Annotated in this window: 12 protein-coding genes; 6 read left to right on the top strand and 6 right to left on the bottom strand. The window is 69.7% G+C overall.

Annotation, left to right across the window (positions count from 1 at the left end; all coding sequences use genetic code 11):
• Nucleotides 1-221: 221 nt before the first annotated feature.
• The 5 genes from ED92_RS14145 to ED92_RS14165 form a co-directional block, all read right to left on the bottom strand.
• The gene (locus ED92_RS14145) at nt 222-2660 is read right to left on the bottom strand and encodes a tetratricopeptide repeat protein (RefSeq protein WP_052120552.1); all 2439 of its coding nucleotides are present in this window, start codon (nt 2658-2660) and stop codon (nt 222-224) included.
• A gap of 89 nt (nt 2661-2749) precedes the next feature.
• Nucleotides 2750-3031 carry a muconolactone Delta-isomerase gene (catC, locus tag ED92_RS14150; protein ID WP_037337899.1) on the bottom strand — a complete coding sequence of 94 codons (282 nt, stop codon included), beginning with the start codon at nt 3029-3031 and terminating at the stop codon, nt 2750-2752.
• 26 nt (nt 3032-3057) lie between these two features.
• Nucleotides 3058-3909, bottom strand: coding sequence for a catechol 1,2-dioxygenase (gene catA, locus ED92_RS14155; RefSeq protein ID WP_037337901.1), 852 nt, complete (start codon nt 3907-3909; stop codon nt 3058-3060).
• A gap of 26 nt (nt 3910-3935) precedes the next feature.
• Nucleotides 3936-5039 carry a mandelate racemase/muconate lactonizing enzyme family protein gene (locus ED92_RS14160; RefSeq protein WP_037337903.1) on the bottom strand — a complete coding sequence of 368 codons (1104 nt, stop codon included), beginning with the start codon at nt 5037-5039 and terminating at the stop codon, nt 3936-3938.
• On the bottom strand, nt 5039-5944 hold the full coding sequence (locus ED92_RS14165) for a LysR substrate-binding domain-containing protein (RefSeq protein ID WP_037337905.1): 906 nt from the start codon (nt 5942-5944) through the stop codon (nt 5039-5041). Before ED92_RS14165 ends, ED92_RS14160 begins: the two co-directional genes overlap by 1 nt.
• A 226-nt stretch (nt 5945-6170) precedes the next feature.
• Between ED92_RS14165 and benA the strand changes: the two genes are divergently transcribed.
• The 6 genes from benA to ED92_RS14195 all read left to right on the top strand — a co-directional run bounded on the left by benA (nt 6171) and on the right by ED92_RS14195 (nt 15313).
• Nucleotides 6171-7532, top strand: a complete 1362-nt coding sequence (gene benA / locus ED92_RS14170) for a benzoate 1,2-dioxygenase large subunit (RefSeq protein ID WP_037337908.1) — start codon at nt 6171-6173, stop codon at nt 7530-7532.
• Between the two features lie 10 nt (nt 7533-7542).
• Nucleotides 7543-8052, top strand: a complete 510-nt coding sequence (benB, locus tag ED92_RS14175; RefSeq protein WP_037337911.1) for a benzoate 1,2-dioxygenase small subunit — start codon at nt 7543-7545, stop codon at nt 8050-8052.
• A gap of 13 nt (nt 8053-8065) precedes the next feature.
• Entirely contained in the window at nt 8066-10555 is a 2490-nt protein-coding gene (gene benC / locus ED92_RS43315) for a benzoate 1,2-dioxygenase electron transfer component BenC (protein ID WP_037337914.1), read from the top strand.
• Nucleotides 10556-10598: 43 nt separating this feature from the next.
• Nucleotides 10599-11876 (top strand): aromatic acid/H+ symport family MFS transporter, encoded by a 1278-nt coding sequence (locus ED92_RS14185; RefSeq protein WP_037337916.1) that lies wholly within the window; start codon nt 10599-10601, stop codon nt 11874-11876.
• A gap of 28 nt (nt 11877-11904) precedes the next feature.
• On the top strand, nt 11905-14583 hold the full coding sequence (locus ED92_RS14190) for a LuxR family transcriptional regulator (RefSeq protein ID WP_037339975.1): 2679 nt from the start codon (nt 11905-11907) through the stop codon (nt 14581-14583).
• 181 nt (nt 14584-14764) lie between these two features.
• The gene (locus tag ED92_RS14195; RefSeq protein ID WP_037337918.1) at nt 14765-15313 is read left to right on the top strand and encodes a YceI family protein; all 549 of its coding nucleotides are present in this window, start codon (nt 14765-14767) and stop codon (nt 15311-15313) included.
• A gap of 31 nt (nt 15314-15344) precedes the next feature.
• Here ED92_RS14195 and ED92_RS14200 read toward each other — a convergent pair whose 3' ends face one another.
• Complete coding sequence (locus ED92_RS14200) at nt 15345-19448, bottom strand: hypothetical protein (RefSeq protein WP_152610929.1); 4104 nt, start codon at nt 19446-19448, stop codon at nt 15345-15347.
• Between the last annotated feature and the right edge of the window lie 92 nt (nt 19449-19540).

The raw sequence follows: 19540 nt of genomic DNA on the forward strand, positions 1-19540 counted from the left end.
ACGCCGGAAGTTCCGGTCGGCGAACCCCGCTCACCAACCGGAACCACAGGCACACGGACCGCGATCGAAGACGTGACTCGCGTGATTGAACGGCGATCATGCGTGATCAGACGGCGATCTCGCGTGATCAGAGGGCGATCATCGTGTTCGCCGTCTAATCACGCGAGTTCCGCTTCCAATCACGCGTGTGCGCCTTCTGATCACGCGTGATCGCTTATCGCTCAGCCGGGGATGCCCATGGCGTCGTACAGGGCGCGTGCGCGGTGGCGGTACGGACGGGCCTTTTCGGTCTCGCCGGCGTCCTCGTAGGTCGCCGCGATGCCGTCCAGCGCCCGCGCTTCTTCGTGCTGCTCGCTGGTCAGCTGGGCGACGTCGCGGGCCCGCAGGTAGTGCGCCAAAGCCGCCGCACGGTCGCCGCCTGCCCGGGCGTTGTCGCCCAAGCCGTTGTGCGCCAGCGTTTCCAGCGGACGGATACCGGTCGCGGCGGCGATTTCGAGCGCCTGCTCCTCGTACTCGCGCCCGGTCACCGGGTCGCCGAGGTGCAGGTGCACCAGCCCGAGATACACCAGCGCGTAGCCCTCGGCCTCGCGGTGGCCCGCCGCCCGGCTCACGATCAGCGACCGGTCGAGGTGCTCGCGTGCTTCCTCGTAGCGGCCGAGCGCCCGGTAGACGTCGCCGAGGTTGTGCAGGGAGATCGCGACGGCGGCGTTGTCGCCGATCCGCTCCGCGATGTCCAGCCCCCGCTGATAACTCCCCAAGGCGGCGTCCAGCTCGCCCAGATGCTCGTGGACGAACCCGAGATTGCCGTACGCCCGGCCTTCGTTGAGCGTGTCGCCGACCTCGCGGGCCAGTTCGACGGCCTCCCGGAGGTGCTGGGCCGCTTCCGGGTACCGGCCCAGCTGGGCGTACACCGTGCCCAACGTGGTGAGCGCGCGGGCGGTCGCGGTCCGGCTGCCCGGTACTTCGAGGCAGGCGGTGAGCCTCTCGACGGCTTCGTCGTACCGGCCGACGCGGGCGCAGATGGCGGCCACGTCGGTCAGCGCCTGCTGTTCGCCGAACGGGTCCCCGGCCCGTCGTGCCTCGGCGAGCGCGAAGCCGTGCAGCGTGTGCAAGGCGTCGTAGTGGCCGTGGAGCCGCAGTGCCTGCCACAGCACAGTGGACAGGTCGCGGGCGTACGCGGTGCCGCCCGCGCCCGCCGACTCCTCGGCGATCGCGAGCAGCGTGGGCAGTTCGGTCGCCAGCCAGGAAGCCGCCTCCTCGGGACTCTCGAACGTCCGGCCGCCGACCTCCGGGGTCAGCAGCGGCCGCCGGTTCGGATCCCTCGCCGCGATCGCGTCCGCGGCGGCGGCCGCGCCGGACAGGTAATGCCCGGCGAGACGGCGCATCGCGGCCGGCCGCCGACGATCGGCGAGGCTGCGCGCGTAGTCGCGGACCAGGTCGTGGAATTCGTGACGGCCGTCCACCCGGTGCTCCAGGAGATGTCCGGCCACCAGCGCCCGCAGCAACCGCCGCGTCTCGGCCGCGTCGGCGTCCAGCAACACCTCCGCGGCGGTCGCGTCCCAGTGCTGCCCGGGGTGCAGACCCAGCAGCCGGAACGCACTCGCGACGTCGCCGGGCAGTGCTTCGTACGACCACGACAACACCGCCGGCAGCGACGTCCTCGCCTCCTCGGTGGTGAACGCGTCGAGCCGGTCGTTCGTCGACCGCATCGCCGCGGCCACCTCCGCCAGGCCGCGGTCGTGCGCCAGCCGTTCGCCGACGATGCGCAGCGCGAGCGGCAGCCCGCTGCAGCCGGACACGACCTCGGCGAGCGCGGTCTCGTCGGCGCCGAGCCGGGCCCTGCCGGTGAACCGGCCGAGCAGCGCGACCGACTCGTGTTCGTCGAGCGGTGGCACGGTGACCCGGTGAGCGTCGTCGCTGACCGCCAGCCCCTGCAACGTCGAGCGGGTCGTCACGACCACGACGCAGCCGGCGTGCCCGGGCAGCAGCGGCCGGACCTGGTCCGCCGACCGCGCGTTGTCGAGGACGACGAGCACCGAACGCGTGGCCAGCACACTGCGCAGCAATGCCGAACGGCCGTCGAGGTCCGCCGGCACCTCCGCGCCCGGCACGCCGAACGCGCGCAGGAACGAATGCAGCACCTCGGCCGGGTCGGCAGGCGCGCCCGGGCCGTAGCCACGGAGGTTCGCGAACAGCTGACCGTCCGGGAACTCCACGCGCACCGACTGCGCCCAGTGCACGGCCAGCGACGTCTTGCCCACCCCGCCCATACCTTCGAGGACGGCGACGACCACGGCCCGGTCACGGCGGGCGGCGAGGTCGTCGAGTATCGCGAGCTCGTCATGCCGTCCGGTGAACGACGTGCTTCCGGACGGCAGCTGGGCGGGCACGGAAGCCGAAGGCGGCGCACTGGCCGGCCGCGGAGCGGGGTCGGCGTCCGGCAGATAATGCCGCACGAATCCGGCGATCTGGTCGTTCCGCAGCCCCAGCCCGCGGGCCAGGGCCTCCAGCGACCGCCGCCGCGGCCGGGCGACACGGTCGCGTTCGATGTTGCTGATCCCGCGCACCGTCAGCCCGGTGCGTTCCGCCAGTTCCTCCTGCGTCAGTCCGGCCACACGCCGCAGTTCTCCGAGCAGGTTCGTCCCAGGCTGACCGTCCACTGCGGCAGGCTAATCCGCTTTCGCTGCGAGACAGGGGAAAACGGGCCGATCCGGCCGCCGCGTGACCGTCCGCAGCCGGTCCGGCACCGTCAGCCCGTGACTTTCGACGGATGCGCCGCCAAGGGTGTGACTTCGATGTCCATATAGGGAAACAACGGCAAACCGGACAAAAGTGTATGCAGCTCGTCGTGATCCGCGACGTCGAGGATCGAGAAGTTCGCGTATTCGCCCGCGATCCGCCAGATCTGCGGCCACTTACCTTCGCGTTGCAGCCGCTGGCTGTACGCCTTTTCCCGCGCGATGATGTCGGTCCGTTCCGCCGGATCGAGGTCCGGCGGCAGGCGAACGTCCATGCGAACGTGGTAAAGCATCGATCACTCCAAAAAGGACATTCGGGTCAGGGACGTTCGGGGTCGAGGACGAAGCCGTACTCGATTGCCTCGCCGTCGCCCGACGGACGCGGGTCCAGCACCAGTTCCGGTTTGACCGCCGAAGCGATGTCGTCGTCGTTGTGCTCGTCGCCGGGGAAGTACAGCTGCGCGGTGAGCAGTTCGTGGCCGGGCGCGGAAACCTTGACGTGCAGATGTGCCGGACGCCACGCGTGCCAGCCCGCCGCGGCGATGAGCTTGCCGCAGGCGCCGTCGGTCGGGATCTGGTAGGGGGCGGGGCGCACAGTGTGGATCTCGAACCGGCCGTCGTCATCGGCGGTGAAGCTCGCGCGCAGGTTCCACTCCGGGATGTTCGGCGCGAACTGGGAGTAGAAGCCGTCGGCGTCGGCGTGCCACAGCTCGACCTTCGCTCCCGCGAGCGCGGATCCGTCGGTCGAGGTGACCCGGCCGGTCCAGACGAGCGGCGTACCGGGCTCGTCCTCGCGCATCGGGACCGAACCGCGGGCGCCCTGCTCGGGCGCGTCGGGCACGTAGTACGGACCTTCGATGGTGCCCTTGTTGCCCTCGCGGTGCTCGGTGGCAACCTCTTCGACGACGTGCTCCACCCACACGTCGAGGAACAGCGGCCACTCGCCGTCCTCGCCCACGCTGATCAGCCACGCTTTGAGCGCGTTGTACTCGTCGTAGGTGACCTTGTGCTTCCGGATCGTGCCGTGCACGGCCTCCAGCACCTCGCGAGCCAGCAGGCTGACCCGTTCCTTGGGCGTTCCGGCGACCCCGGCGAACTTGTCGCTCTTGAACCGTTCGGTCGCGTTGGCGCCGGACGCGGCCGCGGTGGCCGTCTCGTGGATGGCGGTCATGAATCCTCCTTGATTCGTGGTGGGCGTCAGTGGTCCTGGCGGTAACGCCGGAGCTTTTCGGGATCGATCTCGGCACCGAGGCCGGCACCGGGACGGACGGTGAGTTCGCCGTCGGTGATGCGCAGCGGCTCGGTGAGCAGGTCGTCGCTCATGTCGAGGAAGTTCGACAGCTCGCCGGGACGACGGGACGTCAGCTCGTAGGCCGAGCCGAACGCGACCGTGCACAGCGAGCCGAGCTGGCCGTCGATCTGGTTGCCCATCACGACTTCCAGGCCGAGTCCCTCGGCGAGGTGATGCGTGCGCTGCGAACGGGTGAAGCCGGTGCGGGCGGTCTTGATGCTGATCGCGGTGGCGGAGCCGCCGAGCACCTCACGGGTGACGTCGGCCGGCGTCACCGCGGATTCGTCGGCGATGAACGGAACGCCGATCTGCCCCACGAGCCAGCGCCTGCCGAGAACGTCGTCGGCCGGGCACAGTTCCTCGGCGAAGAGGAGGTCGAGGTCGGCCATCTCCCGCATCGCACGGGCGGATTCGGCGGCGGTCCAGCCGCGGTTGCCGTCGATGTAGAGGTCGACGCCGTCGCCGAAATGCTCCCGCAGCGCGCGCACGACGGCGGTGTCGAGCGACACGGGACGGCGGCCGACCTTGACCTTGAAGGTGCTGATGCCGTGGGTGTCGCGCATCTTCTCGGCTTCGGCGACCATCGCGGACGGCTCGTCGAAGCCGAGCATGTGGGACACACGCATGCGATCGGTGTAGCCGCCGAGCAGTTCGGTCACCGACACGTCGAGGCTGCGGCCGAGCGCGTCCCAGATGGCCATGTCGATGGCGGATTTCGCGGTCGGGTTGCCGACCGTGCGGGCGAGCCGGGTGTGCACCGTTTCGCGGTCGAGCAGGCTGAGGCCGACGATCTGCGGGGCGAACAGGGAGTCGATCACCGCGACGATGCCCGCCTGGGTCTCGCCGTAGGTGAACGGCCGCGGGGGTGCTTCGGCCACGCCGACGATGCCGTTGTCGGCGTGCACCCGCACGAGGACGTGCTCGGCGACGTGCACCTCTCCCGAAGCGAACTTCAACGGCTTTCGGTACGGGATGGCGAACGGGATCGCCTCGACTCGGGTGATCTTCATCAGGTGCCCCCTGTGGACGGTGCGACGGATGGAAAGACGTCCTCGAGCGCGTCTAGGACGGTCTTGACGAGCGGGGACGGGGTCTCGCGGTGCCAGGCCAGCGCCAGCTCCACGGTCGCCGCTCCGGCGAGATCGCGGAACACGACACCGGCCAGGGGGAGGGCGCGGGCCGAGGCGGGGACCACGCCGACGCCCAGCCCGCCGGCGACCAGCGCCAGCAGGACCGCGGTTCCGGAGGCTTCGTGCAGCTGATGGGGCGTGATCCCGGCCTCGCGGCAGCTGCGCGCGACGGCTTCGTACACGACCGAGTTGCGCCTGTCGTAGGTCACGAGCGGTTCGGTCCGCAGATCCGCCATCGCGACGAGGGGCTCGACGGCCAGCCGGTGGTCGGCCGGGACGGCGAGGATCAGCGGTTCGCTCTCGATCACCCGGAAGTCGATGTCGTCCCCGGTGACCGGCGGACGGAGCACCCCGATCCCCAGCGTGCCCGTGCGCAGGCGTTCGCACTGCTCGGCGGTCAGCAGATCGGCGCGGATCTCGAGCTCCACCTGTGGCACCCGCCGCGCGAGCGCCCTGGCCAGATGCGGCAGATGGGAGAACGCCGCCGTGCCGGTGAACCCGACCCGGAGCAGGCCCAGCTTGCCTTCGCCGATGCGCCGGACCCCGCGGACACCCACGTCCAGCCCCGCGAGCACGCGCCGCGCTTCGGCGAGGAAGAACTCGCCCGCCGACGTCACCCGGACCTGCCGGGTGGTCCGGGCCAGCAGGACGACACCCAGTTCGTCCTCTAATTGCCGGATGGTGTGCGAGAGCGCGGGCTGCGCGACGTGCAACTGCTCGGCCGCCCGGCCGAAGTGACATGTCTCGGCGACGGTGACGAAGTAACGCAGGTGACGAAGCTCCATGAGACGTCTCCTCCCTGCCTCTGTCGCCGATGCGTTCACGGTAGGAAGCAAAATCATCGAAGACAAAGACTTTATTGCGGTCTATTGATAAACAGCGATTATCAATAGCACCCTAGGTCAGATCTAGGCAGATGTCCGGTGTGACCGGCGGCACCGCCTGTCAGGGTTCTTGGTCATGCCCGGCGACACGAGTCGCCGCCGGCCGATCCGCGCCGCTGGAGGATCCATGACCGAGATGCTGGAGCACGTTTCCGCCGTCGTCGCCGATGCCGTCGTCGAAGACCCCGAAGCCGGCGTCTACCGCGCCAACCGGCGGATCTTCACCGACGAAGAGGTCTTCGAACTCGAGATGAAGCACATATTCGAGGGCAACTGGATCTACCTCGCCCACGAGAGCCAGCTGCCGAACCCCGGCGACTACTTCACCACCTACATCGGCCGCCAGCCGGTGGTGATCACCCGGGACAAGAACGGCGAACCGCATTGCCTGATCAACGCCTGCGCCCACCGCGGCGCGATGATCTGCCGCCGCAAGACCGACAACCGGACGACCCTCACCTGCCCGTTCCACGGCTGGACCTTCCGCAACGACGGCAAGCTGCTCAAGGTCAAGGATCCCGACGGCGCCGGCTATCCGGACAGCTTCGATTCCGGCGGTTCCCACGACATGACCAAGGTCGCCCGGTTCGATTCCTACCGCGGCTTCCTGTTCGCGAGCCTCAACCCGGACGTCTCGTCGCTGGAAGACCATCTCGGAGACACGACGAAGGTCATCGACATGCTCGTGGACCAGTCGCCCGACGGGCTGGAGGTGCTGCGCGGTTCGTCGACCTACACCTACGACGGAAACTGGAAGGTGCAGGCGGAGAACGGCGCCGACGGCTACCACGTCACCGCGACGCACTGGAACTACGCGGCCACCACCGCCCGCCGGAACACCGGAGAGTCCAAGAACAGCACCAAGACCCTCGACGCGGGCAGCTGGGGCAAGTCCGGCGGCGGGTACTGGTCGTATCCGAACGGGCATCTCTGCCTGTGGACCTGGGCCGCCAATCCGCAGGACCGTCCACTGTGGAGCCGGATGGACGAGCTGAAGGAGAAGTTCGGCGACGCCAAGGGCGAATTCATGGTCCGCGGCTCCCGGAATCTCTGCCTGTACCCGAACGTGTACCTGATGGACCAGTTCTCCACGCAGATCCGGCATTTCCGGCCGATCGCGCCGGACAAGACCGAGGTGACGATCTACTGCATCGCGCCGAAGGGCGAGAGCGCGGAAGCACGCGCTTGGCGGATCCGTCAGTACGAGGACTTCTTCAACGCCTCCGGGATGGCCACCCCGGACGACCTGGAGGAGTTCCGCTCCTGCCAGCTCACCTTCCGCGCCACCGCCGCGCCGTGGAACGACATGAGCCGCGGCGCCCAGCACTGGCTCACCGGCCCCGACGAGGTCGCCGAAGCCCTCGACATGAAGGGCGTCATCTCCGCGGGCAAGAAGAACGAGGACGAAGGCCTCTACCCGGTCCAGCACGGCTACTGGCGCAAGACCATGCAGGCCGCCATCGCCGCCGAACGAGCCGAAACCGCCTGAGGGGAACCCGATGACCGCCACCACCGCGAAGACCGTCACCCAGCACGACATCGAACAGTTCCTCTACCGCGAAGCGCGCTACCTCGACGACCGCGAGTTCGAGAAATGGCTCGAGTGCTACGCCGACGACGTCGTGTACTGGATGCCGTCCTGGGGCGACGACGACCTGCTCACCGAAGACCCGGAGACCTCGATCTCGCTCATCTACTACCCGGACAAGGGTGGGCTGGAGGACCGGGTGTTCCGCATCCGCACCGAACGGTCCAGCGCGACGTCGATCCCGGAACCGCGGACCAGCCACAACATCACCAACGTCGAGGTGATCGAGCGCAGCGGTGACGTCGTGGACGTCCGGTTCAACTGGCACACCATGTACTTCCGGTACAAGACGGTGGATCCGTACTACGGGACCTCCTTCTACACCATCGACTTCTCCGGCCCGTCGCCCCTGATCCGCCGGAAGACCGTGGTGCTGAAGAACGACTACATCCACCACGTCGTCGACGTCTACCACTTCTGAGCGGAGAACGGTCATGGCCCACCAGGTCGCACTGTCCTTCGAGGACGGGGTCACGCGGTTCATCACGTGCGCGGAGGACCAGACCGTCGCGGACGCGTCCTACCGACAGCGCGTCAACATCCCGCTGGACTGCCGCGACGGCGCCTGCGGGACGTGCAAGGCGTTCTGCGAGTCCGGCGATTTCGACGGCGGTACCTACATCGACGACGCGCTCACCGAGGACGAGGCCGAACGCGGTTACGTCCTGCCGTGCAGCATGAAGCCGAAGTCGGACCTGGTGCTGCGGATCGCGAGCACGTCGGCGGTCGCGAAGACCGAGGCGGCGACCTACACGGCCACCATCACCGGCTTGGAGCGGCTTTCGCCCACCACGGTGGCCGTCACCCTGGAGACGCCGGAGCGGGACAAGCTGGCCTTCCTGCCCGGCCAGTACGTCAACATCGCCGTGCCCGGCACGGAAGAGAGCCGCTCGTACTCCTTCAGCAACGGCCCCGACGACAAGTACCTCACGTTCCTGGTCAAGCTCACGCCCGGCGGCGTCATGTCGGATTACCTGACCGGCCGCGCGAAACCCGGCGACGAGCTGACGTTCACCGGCCCGCACGGCAGTTTCTTCCTGCGCGAGACCGAACGCCCCGTGCTGCTGCTGGCGGGCGGGACCGGACTGGCGCCGATCCTGTCCATCCTGCGCACGATGCGAGCCGCCGGCTCCACCCGGCCCGCCCATCTGATCTACGGCGTCTCGACCGACGACGACCTCGTCGAAGTCGAGACCCTGCGCGATCTGGCCGCCCAGGTCGAGAGCTTCACGTGGGATCACTGCGTCGCCGATCCCGGCAGCACGGCCCCGAACAAGGGCTACGTCACCAAGCTGATCCGCGACGAGCACCTGTACGAAGGCGACGTCGCGGTCTACCTGTGCGGGCCGCCGCCGATGGTCGAGGCCGTGCGGAAGCATTTCTCCGACGACGGTTTCGAACCGACCGGCTTCTATTACGAGAAGTTCGCCCTCGCCGCGGGCACCCTCGAACCGGTCGAGTCCGAACCGGTGGTCGCGGACGAAGCCGATCCGGCGGTGGAGCAACCCGGTGCGAGCCGGGACCTCGCCGGCCAGAACCTTTTCCCGGCGGCCACCGTCGCGCCGCTCAACGGTGGTGTGGCGCGCTCGGCGGAGGAGGAAAGCGCGATCGCGCGCAGGATCGCGGGACAAGAGATGCTCCCGGCTCAGTCCGCCCCGGGTCACTACGAGATCGGTGAAGAGCATCCCTCCGTGCACGAGTCGGACGCGGTGTTCGAGGCGCGCCAAGCCCTTGAACTGGGGGCGCTGGAGATCACCATCGGCAGGCTCAACTCCGGGCAGCTCGCCGGTTACCGGCTGCTGGCCGAATCGACCGTGCCCTATGTGGACGGTGACCGGTTCCTCGACGCGGCCGCCTACACCGAGACCAACGCCGCGTTCCACGACTACCTGTTCACCCTCACCGGCAACGAGCATCTCCTGCAGGCCTACCGCGCGCTCGGCGTCAAAGGCCACATGGAAACGACACTGCGCAACGCGACCTGGTGTCATCCGCGCTGCACCCAGGACCATCTCGACATCGTCTCCGCGTTCGAAGCGGGGGATCGCGCCACCGCGCGGCGGCTGGTGGCCGAACACGCCGACCGGTCGAAGATCACGACCCGGCGGGCCATGGCCGACGTCGACGAGGCCAAGCGGCCGCGTTTCGTCACGCCCGGCCGGTTCGCGGGCAAGGTCGTCGTCGTCACCGGCGCCGCTCAGGGGATCGGCGAGCACACCGCGCGGCGGATCGCCGCCGAGGGCGGATCGGTCGTACTGGCCGACCGGTCGGATCTGGTCGGCGGACTGGCCGACGAACTCCCCGGAGACGCGATGCCGGTGCTCGCCGACCTGGAGACGTGGGAAGGGGCGCAGGCCGTCGTCGAGGTGGCGCTCGCCCGGTTCGGCCGGATCGACGTCCTCGTCAACAACGTCGGGGGAGCGATCTGGTTCAAACCCTTCACCGAGTTCTCCCCGGCCGAGATCGAGACCGAGATCCGGCGCTCGCTGACGACCACCTTGTTCTCCTGCCGGGCCGCGCTGCCGTCGATGACGGCGCAGGGCCACGGCGTGATCGTCAACGTGTCGTCGGCGGCGACACGCGGGGTGCACCGCATCCCGTACTCGGCGGCCAAGGGCGGGGTCAACGCCATCACCGCGTCCCTCGCCTTCGAATGTGCCGACGCCGGGATCCGGGTGGTCGCGGTCGCGCCTGGCGGGACCGAGGCTCCGGCCCGCCGGATCTCCCGCGGCGGCTCGGCGCTGGAGACCGAACAGGAACAGGCCTGGTTCCAGGCGCATATCGACCAGACCATCGGCACGTCGCTCATGAAGCGCTACGGCACGCTCGACGAACAGGCCGCGGCGATCGCGTTCCTCGCCTCCGACGAGGCGTCCTACATCACCGGCACCGTCCTGCCGGTCGCCGGCGGCGACCTCGGCTGACACCTCGCTTTCCGTCCCTATCCGACCCATTCCGGGAGTCCTCATGTCCGAAACCGATGCGACGACGCAGCGGCGCACCGTGTCCTGGGTGGTCGCCCTCTCGGCGATCGCGCTCGTGTTCGACGGGTACGACCTCGTCGTGTACGGCACCGTCCTGCCGACGCTGCTCGCCGACCCCGGCCAGCTCGGGACGATCACGCCCAGCCAGGCAGGCGCGCTCGGCAGCTACGCCCTCGTCGGTGTTCTCGTGGGCGCGCTGGCCGCGGGCGGCCTCGGCGACCGGATCGGGCGCCGCAGGATCATGCTCATCAACCTCGCGTGGTTCTCGATCGGGATGGGGCTCACCGCACTGACCCAGAGCGTCACCGCGTTCGGGCTCGGCCGCTTCGTCACCGGTATCGGGGTGGGGGCGCTGGTCGCGACGGTCGGGGCCATGGTCGCGGAATTCGCGCCACCGGGACGACGCAACCGGCTCAGCGCGATCGTCTACAGCGGCGTGCCCGCCGGTGGTGTGCTGGCCGCGTTGCTTGCGCTCGTGCTGACCGACACGATCGGCTGGCGTGGCCTGTTCTGGATCGGCGCGCTGCCCATCGTGCTCGTTTTGCCGCTGGCCGCGGTGAAACTGCCCGAATCACCCAAATGGCTCGCCTCCCACGGCCGGAGCGACCAGGGCGAGCCGGCCCGGGTGGGCTTCCCCGCGCTTGCGACCAGGACGCTGGCGTGGCCCACGCTGCTGCTGGGCCTGATGAGCTTCGCCGGGCTCCTGCTGACCTACGGGCTCAACACCTGGCTGCCGAAGATCATGGCCGACAACGGTTACGGCAAGGGCTATTCGCTGACGTTCCTGCTCGTGCTGAACCTCGGCGCCATCGTGGGCGGCATGGCGGCCTCGCTGTGGGCCGACCGTGCCGGGGCCAAACGTGTGGTCGCCACGACGTTCGTCCTGGCCGCCGGCACCCTCGCGCTGCTGCCATTGAGCCTTCCGCTGGGGGTGCTGCTCCTGGCCGTCGCGGTGGCCGGCGTCGGCACGATCGGCACCCAGGTGCTCATCTACGGTCTGGTGTCCAACTACTACCCGACCAGGGCCCGCGCGGCCGGCGTCGCGTGGTGCGCGGGTTTCGGCAGGCTCGGCGGCATCGTCGGGCCGGTGATCGGCGGGGTGCTCGTCGGCGCGGGGCTGGGCGGCACCACGGCGTTCTACATCTTCGCCGCCATCGCCGCCGCCGCGGCCGCGGTGACCCTGCTGGTGCCCGGTTCACGCCACGCCGACGACGAGGTGCCCGTGGTCGCATCGGCGGCCGGGAGCCCGCATCCGGCTTAGGCTCGGTTCACCACGAGACGAGGTGGACGTGACCAGAGCCGCGGAGTCGCTGATCGGGCGAGCGGAACTCGTGGCCGGTCTGGAGAAAGACCTCCAGACCGGCCACAACCGGCTTGTGCTGCTCGCCGGTCCACCCGGGATCGGCACGTCCGCGATCGCCGCGCATCTCGCGCGGCGACACCAGGGCCCGACGCACCGGACGACCGCCGCGGCTTGGGAATCCTGCCAGGCGTATGCCCTCCTGACCCAGGCGTTCCCCGGGTTGCCGACGTCCGAGCCTCTCGGCACCGCGGCCCGGCTCGTCGAACGGCTAATCCCCGGCACGCTCCTGGTCATCGACGACGCGCAGCTCGCCGATGAGGCGTCGTTGCAGACGTTGGCCTCCGTCCTACGTCATCACCCGGAAGCGCGGCTCCGGATCCTGGCGACCTCCACCATCGGCGACTCGCGGGCCGCCGCCTCGGTCCTCGATCTGCTGCCGCGCATCGCGGACGACCGGCCGCGGACCCCGCCGCTGGACGCCGCGCAGATCAGCGAACTGGCCGCGTCCTATGGCGTCGCGCTCCACCCCTCGATGGCCGAACGGCTGACGCGCCACAGCCTCGGCAGGCCGAAACCCGTGGTGGAACTGCTGACCGAACTGCCCAAGGCGACCTGGACCCAGTTCGAACCGACGTTGCCCGCCCCGGCCACCGTCGACGCCCGTATCCGCGAAAGCCTCGCGAAGTGCTCGCCCACGGCACGCCGGTTCGCCGAGGCGGCCGCGGTACTCGGCACCGATACGCCGGTCCAGGACGTGCTCGCGCTCGCCGGACTGGAGGGCGATCCGCTCGGACCGCTGGACGAAGCCGCCGGTGCCGGGCTGGTCCGGCTCGCACCGCGCGGGCTCACCAAGGTCGGCCCGCCCGACCCGATGGTGCGGGCCGCCGTCTTGACCGGTCTCGGCCCGGCCCGGCGCGCCGGACTGCAGCGCCGGGCGGCGGATCTGGTCACCGATCCGGTCCGGTCGCTGCGGTTGCTGGTGGCCGCCAGCCCCGTGCCGGACGCGGAGGTCGCGGCCCGTCTCGACGACCTCGCCGGGGAACGGGCCGCCGAAGGAGCCTGGGGCACGGCCGCCACCTTGCTCAGTGACGCCGGCCGGCTCACCGAGGATCCCCAGCTGCAGCAGGCACGGATCACCCGGGCCGTCGACGCGCTGATCGGGGCGGGCGACGTCTTCCGCGCGGCGGCGTTGGTCCCGGAAGTCGAAGGGATCCGCGAAACCCCGCTGCGGGACGCGGTCCTCGGTTATCTGGCCGTGGTCCGCGGCCGCGCCACCGAGGCGGGCACCCGGCTGCGCCGGGCTTGGGAGATCGTCAACGCGGAGCGTGATCCGGAGATCGCGGCTCTCATCTGCCAGCGTTATGTGCTCGACGCGCTCGCGCGGTACGACGGCCGCGAACTCGTGCGCTGGGCCGACAACGCCATCGAACTCGCCGGTGCCGACACGCCCCCGGCGGTGGAGGCGGCCGCGATCCGTGGTCTCGGTTTGGCCGCCATCGGCCGCGCGAAGCAGGCGCGACGCGACTACGAGCAACTCACCGGCCGCCTGCGCCACGGCGCCCAGGCCCAGCGCGCGATGCTGGCGCGTGGCTGGCTCAACCTGTTGACCGACCGGGTCGACGACGCCCGCGTCGATCTCGAAAGCTCCGTGCCGACCAGCTATCTCGGTGGTTCGGCGCGGATCTCCTTGTGGGCACGGGCGTGGCTGGCTCGCACCCAATTCCTCACCGGCGAGTTCGACGGCGCGCTCACCACCGTGCGCGACGCCCTGGAATTGCAGGAACGGTCCGGGATTCTGCTCACCGGCCCTTTGGTGTCGTGGACGGCCGCGGCCGTCCACGCGCTGCGTGGTGACTGGGAGGCGGCGGAGGCCGTCCTGCTGCAGTGCGCCACCGACGCGAGCGATTACCCGATCATGCGGATCCCGGGCCAGCTCGCGCGAGCGCAGGTCGCCGAGGCTCGCGCGGATTCCGCCGGGGTGCTGCGGGCGCTGTACCCGTTGACCCGTCCGGCGCCCACGTCCAGTGCCGACGAGCCCGGCCACTGGCCATGGCAGGATATGTACGCGCACGCGCTCGTCCTGCTCGGCAGGCTCGAAGAAGCCGACGAATTCCTTGTCCCGCACGAAAAACTGGCACTCAAACGCGAACACGTGTCGTCACGCGCCCGCCTCGCCGCGGCCCGTGGCCGCCTCCACGGCGCCCAGGGCGACGTCGCCGCCGCGACCACTTCGTTCGACGAAGCCCTCGACCTGATCGGCACCGTGCCGTTGCGCTACGACCAGGCACGGATCAACTTCACCTACGGCCAGACGCTGCGCAGACTCGGGCGCCGGGCCCGCGCCGACGTCGTGCTCACCGCGGCTCGTGACGGCTTCGCGGCGATGGGCGCGACGACCTACGTGGAGCGCTGCGACCGGGAACTGAAGGCGGGCGGCGTCCACCTCGCCCGCTCGGACGCGACGTTGACTCCCCAGGAGGACGCCGTCACCCGGCTGGTGGCACGAGGGAAGTCGAACAAAGAGGTCGCCGCGGAGCTGTTCCTGTCCAGCAAAACCGTCCAGTACCACCTGACCCGCATCTACGCGAAGCTCGGCATCCGCTCGCGGACCGAGCTCGCGGCGCGGTACAACACCGTCGCCGACGGGACGCGCTCGGAGGACTGACCGGGACGGCAGCGGGGTGCCGGTCAGTCCTCCGCAGGCGTGCGGCGGAGGACTCAGCACACGCTCGTCACCCCGAGGGAGGCTCCGCCGAGATTTCGGCGGCCCACCCGGCTCACATCCGGCGGGGCGGTTTCGTCGTAGTACCGAGAACGCTTTCCCTCATCCCGTCAGGAGCCCCAGCATGACGACCGTGACCCCGCTCAGCGAACTGACCGGCGACTACTCGCTCGACGCCGCCGGTACGACGCTCGCCTTCATCGCCCGGCACACCATGGGAAGCCGGGTGCCGGGCCATTTCGACGAATTCGAGGGCGGCGCCCACTTCGACGGCGACGATCCGGCCAGGTCCAGCGTCCGGCTCACCGTCAAGGCCGCGAGCATCGACACGGGCAACGAGAAGCGCGACGACCATCTGCGCACCGCTTTCTTCGACGTGGCAGGACATCCGGTCATCACCTTCGTCTCGACCGCCGTCCGGCACGTCGGCGGCAGCGGGTTCGAGGTCGCCGGTGACCTGACCATCCGAGGCGTCACGAAACCGGTCCGCATCGCCGTCGAACTGGTCGACGCCAGGCCGGGCCCGGACGGTGTCCGGACCGGCTTCACCGGCGCTGTTTCGCTCAACCGCCTCCACTGGGGTGTGAACGAGAACCTCGCCACCCGGCTCATGGTCGGCTCGAAGGTGACCCTGCAGCTGACCGTCGCCGCGAGCCGTCGTCCGGCGCGCTGAGCACGCGGGAGTCGAACAGGCCGAAACCTGCTCAGGAACACGGCGGGCTGTACGGCAGCTCAGCCGACACGAACTCGTCCCACATCTCGCGAGTGAGGGTGTTTCCCGTGATGGCACAGATGCTGTGGATGGCCCGGGGCACGGTCATGTCCCACAGCCGCACGGTGTGGTCACGGCCGCCGGTGGCGAGGGTGGCGCCATCGGGGCTGAACGCCACCGTGTCGACGTCGGCCTGGTGCCCGGTGAGCGGCTGACCCGCCGGCGTCCGGTCGGTTGTCCGCCAGAGCCGCACGGTGTTGTCGCTGCTGCTGCTGGCCAGCGTCTGTCCATCCGGGCTGAACGCCACCCCCGAGACGGGGTTGGTGTGGCCGGCAAGGGGTTCGCCGAGCGGTGTGGCGTGCGCCGGATCGGTGACGTCCCACAGCCGCACCTGCTCGTCGTCGCTGCCGCTGGCCAAGGTCCGCCCATCCGGGCTGAACGCGACCCGGCGGATGTCGTCCTGGTGCCCTTTGAGGGGGCCGGTCAGCAACGTGGGCCTGGCCGGATCGGAAATGTTCCACAACCACACCGCGACGTCGCTGTATTCGGTGCCCGTCGCCAGGGTTCTTCCGTCCGGGCTGATTGCCACCGCCAAGGCGTTGGCGTCCGGTCCGATCACGATTCTGGCCAGCGGAACGGGTTTGGCCGGGTCGGCGACGTCCCACAACCGCGCGGCGTTCTCGTCCTTCACATCGCCGCCGGTGACCAAAATGCGGCCGTCCGGGCTGAACGCCATCGATCGGACGCCGTCGGCGTGCCCGGTGATCGGTGCGCCGATGGGTGTGGGGTGGGCTGGATCGGCGACGTCCCACAGCCGCACGGTCCGGTCGCCGCCGCCCGTGGCCAGGACGCGGCCGTCCGGACTGAATGCCAAGGCGTTGATGTCGCCCTGGTGGCCGGTGAGCGGTCCGCCCAGTTGCCGCCGATCGGCCGTCGTCCACAACCGGACGGTCCGGTCGCCACCGCCGGTAGCGAGGACGCGCCCGTCCGGGCTGAACGCCAACGCTTTGACTTCGCTCGTATGTCCGGTCAGGACGGTGTCGGGGATGTTCCACAGCCTTACCGCCCGGTCGCCACTGGCGCTGGCCAGCACGCGGCCGTCCGGGCTGAATGCCATCGATCGGACGCCGTCGGCGTGCCCGGTGATCGGCGCGCCGATGGGCGTGGGGTGGCCGGGATCGGCGACGTCCCACAGCCGCACGGTGTAGTCGTCGCCGCCGGTCGCCAGCGTTCGGCCATCAGGACTGAACGCCGCCGACCAGATCGCGCCGGCATGCCCCGTGATCGGCCGGCCCAGTACCACCGGGCGCGCCGGGTCGGTGACGTTCCACAGCCGCACCGTCCGGTCGTTGCTCGCACTGGCCAGCGTCCGCCCATCGGGACCGAACGCCACCGAATGAATGGCCCCGGTGTGTCCGGTCATCGGTGGCCCGAAGGGTCCGGCCCGGTCCGGCGCGGCGATGTCCCACAGTCGCACTGTCCGGTCATCGCTGCCGGTGGCCAGCGTCCGGCCATCAGGACTGAACGCCACGGAGTAGACGGTGTCGGTGTGCCCGGCCATCGGCGGGCCGAGTCCCGTGTGCCGAACGGGGTCGGTGACGTTCCACAGCCGGACGGTCCGATCGTCGCCCGCGCTGGCCAGCGTCCGCCCGTCAGGACTGAACGCCAGCGACCGGATCGTCTTGGTGTGCCCCGTGATCGGCGGGCCGAGCGCCGCAGGGCGGGCGGGGTCGGTGACGTTCCACAGCCGCACCGTGTTGTCGGCGCCGCCGGTACCCAGAGTGCGTCCGTCCGGGCTGAACGCGAGCGCGCGGGTCGCTTCGCCGTGACTGATGGTTTCGTTCAGCAGCACCGGGCGGGCCGGATCAGCGACGTTCCACAACCGCACGAGTCTGTCACCGCTGCCGCTGCCGGTGGCCAGCGTTCGCTTGTCGGGGCTGTACGCCACGACACCGGCGCCCTTGCTGCCCGAGGGCACCATGGCAGACAACGGCGCGTTCGCGTCGACGATCAAGTGGGTGCCCGTGTCCGGATCGGCCGGGCGCATCCGGTGGGCGACGAGATCGAGCTGGGCCGCGAGCGACACGTCTATGGCTCGTATCTGGTTCGCCTCGGCGGTGACCTTGTTGAAGATCGCGGCGTCACGTTGTTCGTGGGCGATGTCGCGTTGCCGGAAGGCGTAGACGGCGGCAGCGGACGCGACGAGGCCGAGAACGGCCAGCATGGCGACCGCGGTTCGACGGACTCTTGTCCGTCGGCTCTCGTGCCGGGTCGACGCGTCGAGGAAGGCCGCTCCGAGCGGCGTGAGGGCGGCGCGGTGCTCACTTCTGGACTGCCACCCTCTCGCGACGGCCAGCCGATCGCCGCGATACAGCGATCCGACCGGTTTCCCTTCTCGCTCCCATTGTTCGGCGGCCTCGATCAACTGCTGCCGAATGACCTGATCGTTGCGGCCCGTCTCGATCCAGGTGCCGAGCCGCGGCCACGCCCGCAGCAACACTTCGTGCGAAAGCTCGACGGCGTTGTCGTCCAGCATGACCAGACGTTTCTCGATCAGCCAGCCGAGAACCGTCTCGGCGGTCCGCGGTGCGTCGAAACCCTTGACGAGGTCGGCCGGATCCGCGCGCCGTCTGGCAGGCGGCGCGTCGTGCCTGACCACGACCAAGTGCATGAGGATGTGCTGGAAGATCACGCGCTGCTCGGCAGTGGAGCAACGCGCGTAGGCCTCGTCCGCGGTAGCCGCGATCGCGCCTTCGATCCGGCCGGTCCGGTCGTAATCCGCCAAGGTCAGCTTGTCGCCCGTGCGCCGCTGCCAGGTGACGGCCAACGCGTGGGCCAGCAGGGGGAGCCCGCCCGCATCCGTCCCGGCCTCGTGCAGGAGGACCTCGACCAGGCTCGGCTCCACGTCGACGCCGATTTGCCGAGCCGGCCGCTCGATGGCCGCTCGCAACCCGGCCGGAGTCATCGCCTGGAGGTTGAACTGGCTTGCCGGCAGGAACTTCGCGAGCTGATCGTCGGCGAGGCAGTGGTCGTAGAAGTCGCCCCGCACCCCGAGAACGGCACGCATCGCGATCAGCGCGGCGATGAAACGCCGCCGCTCCGCCTCGCCGGCGCACAGGGTGAACACCTCTTCGAACTGGTCCACCACGACGACGGTCCCGTCAGGCAGCATGCTCGCCAGGAGAGCGGGATCGGATCCGACCGCCGAGAGCACGGCATCCACGCTGTCATCGATGAGCCGCGCGACCTGCTGTGCCAGTGTTTCGCAGGGCTTCTTCGCCGGGGTGAGCAACAGCCACGGGCGTCCACTGTCGGCCACCGCGGTCGTCACGCCCGCTCGAAGCAGCGACGACTTGCCGGCACCGGACGGTGCGACGACGAAGACCGGCCCGCCGCGGTGATCGATCTTGTCCATCAACACCGACAAGGTCGCCTCGCGGCCGAAGAACCACCGCGCTTGGTCAGGTTGGAACGCACGCAGACCCGGATAGGGGCAGACGTCCTCCGGCCACTCCGCCTGGCTGACGTCGGGCGGGTACGGGTCGTCCGGCAGGCAGATCCACCCCAGTGTCTCCGTTTCCTTGACCCGGATGCGTTTGGGCCGATAGCGGGTCTCGTCGGCGGCGCTGTGCCAGACAACTTCACGGAACAGCCAGTCGGAGGTGATGACCGCGAGCACGCCGGCCGACCCGGCGAGGGCGTCTTTCAGTGGCGACGCGTCGAGCAACCGGAACGTGTGGTTGATCGCGACGCCGGTCGCGCCGTGCGCGTCGAGCAGAACCTCCCCGGCGTGCACCGCCATCCTCAGCCGGATCTGCTCGCCGGTCCCGTGCGCCCGGTTGTGCCTGTTCAACGCCTTCACCAGGCGACCGGGCACCTGCTCGACGAACAGCCGCTTCGGAACCTCCGCCGGCGCCAGAAGAAGCACACCGTCGCCCCGGTCTTCACGATGGCAGGTGTTCCAGTGCGAGCCGAGCGCATGAGCCAGGGCCGCATAGAGGGCGCTGCGCACGTTCCTCTGTTCCGGGTTCTTCCGGCCGCTGAACCGCTCCACGTCCACGACCAGAACCGTGCGATGCAGTGCATCGGGCGACACGAAACCTCCGCAGATCACGTCACTCGGCCAAAGATGCCGCCCATAGTCCTCGCAGCCGCACAGAGCCCGACGAGCTTTCACTCGTTCGCGTG

The sequence above is a fragment of the Amycolatopsis sp. MJM2582 genome (assembly GCF_000754115.1).
Classification (GTDB): Bacteria; Actinomycetota; Actinomycetes; order Mycobacteriales; family Pseudonocardiaceae; genus Amycolatopsis; species Amycolatopsis japonica.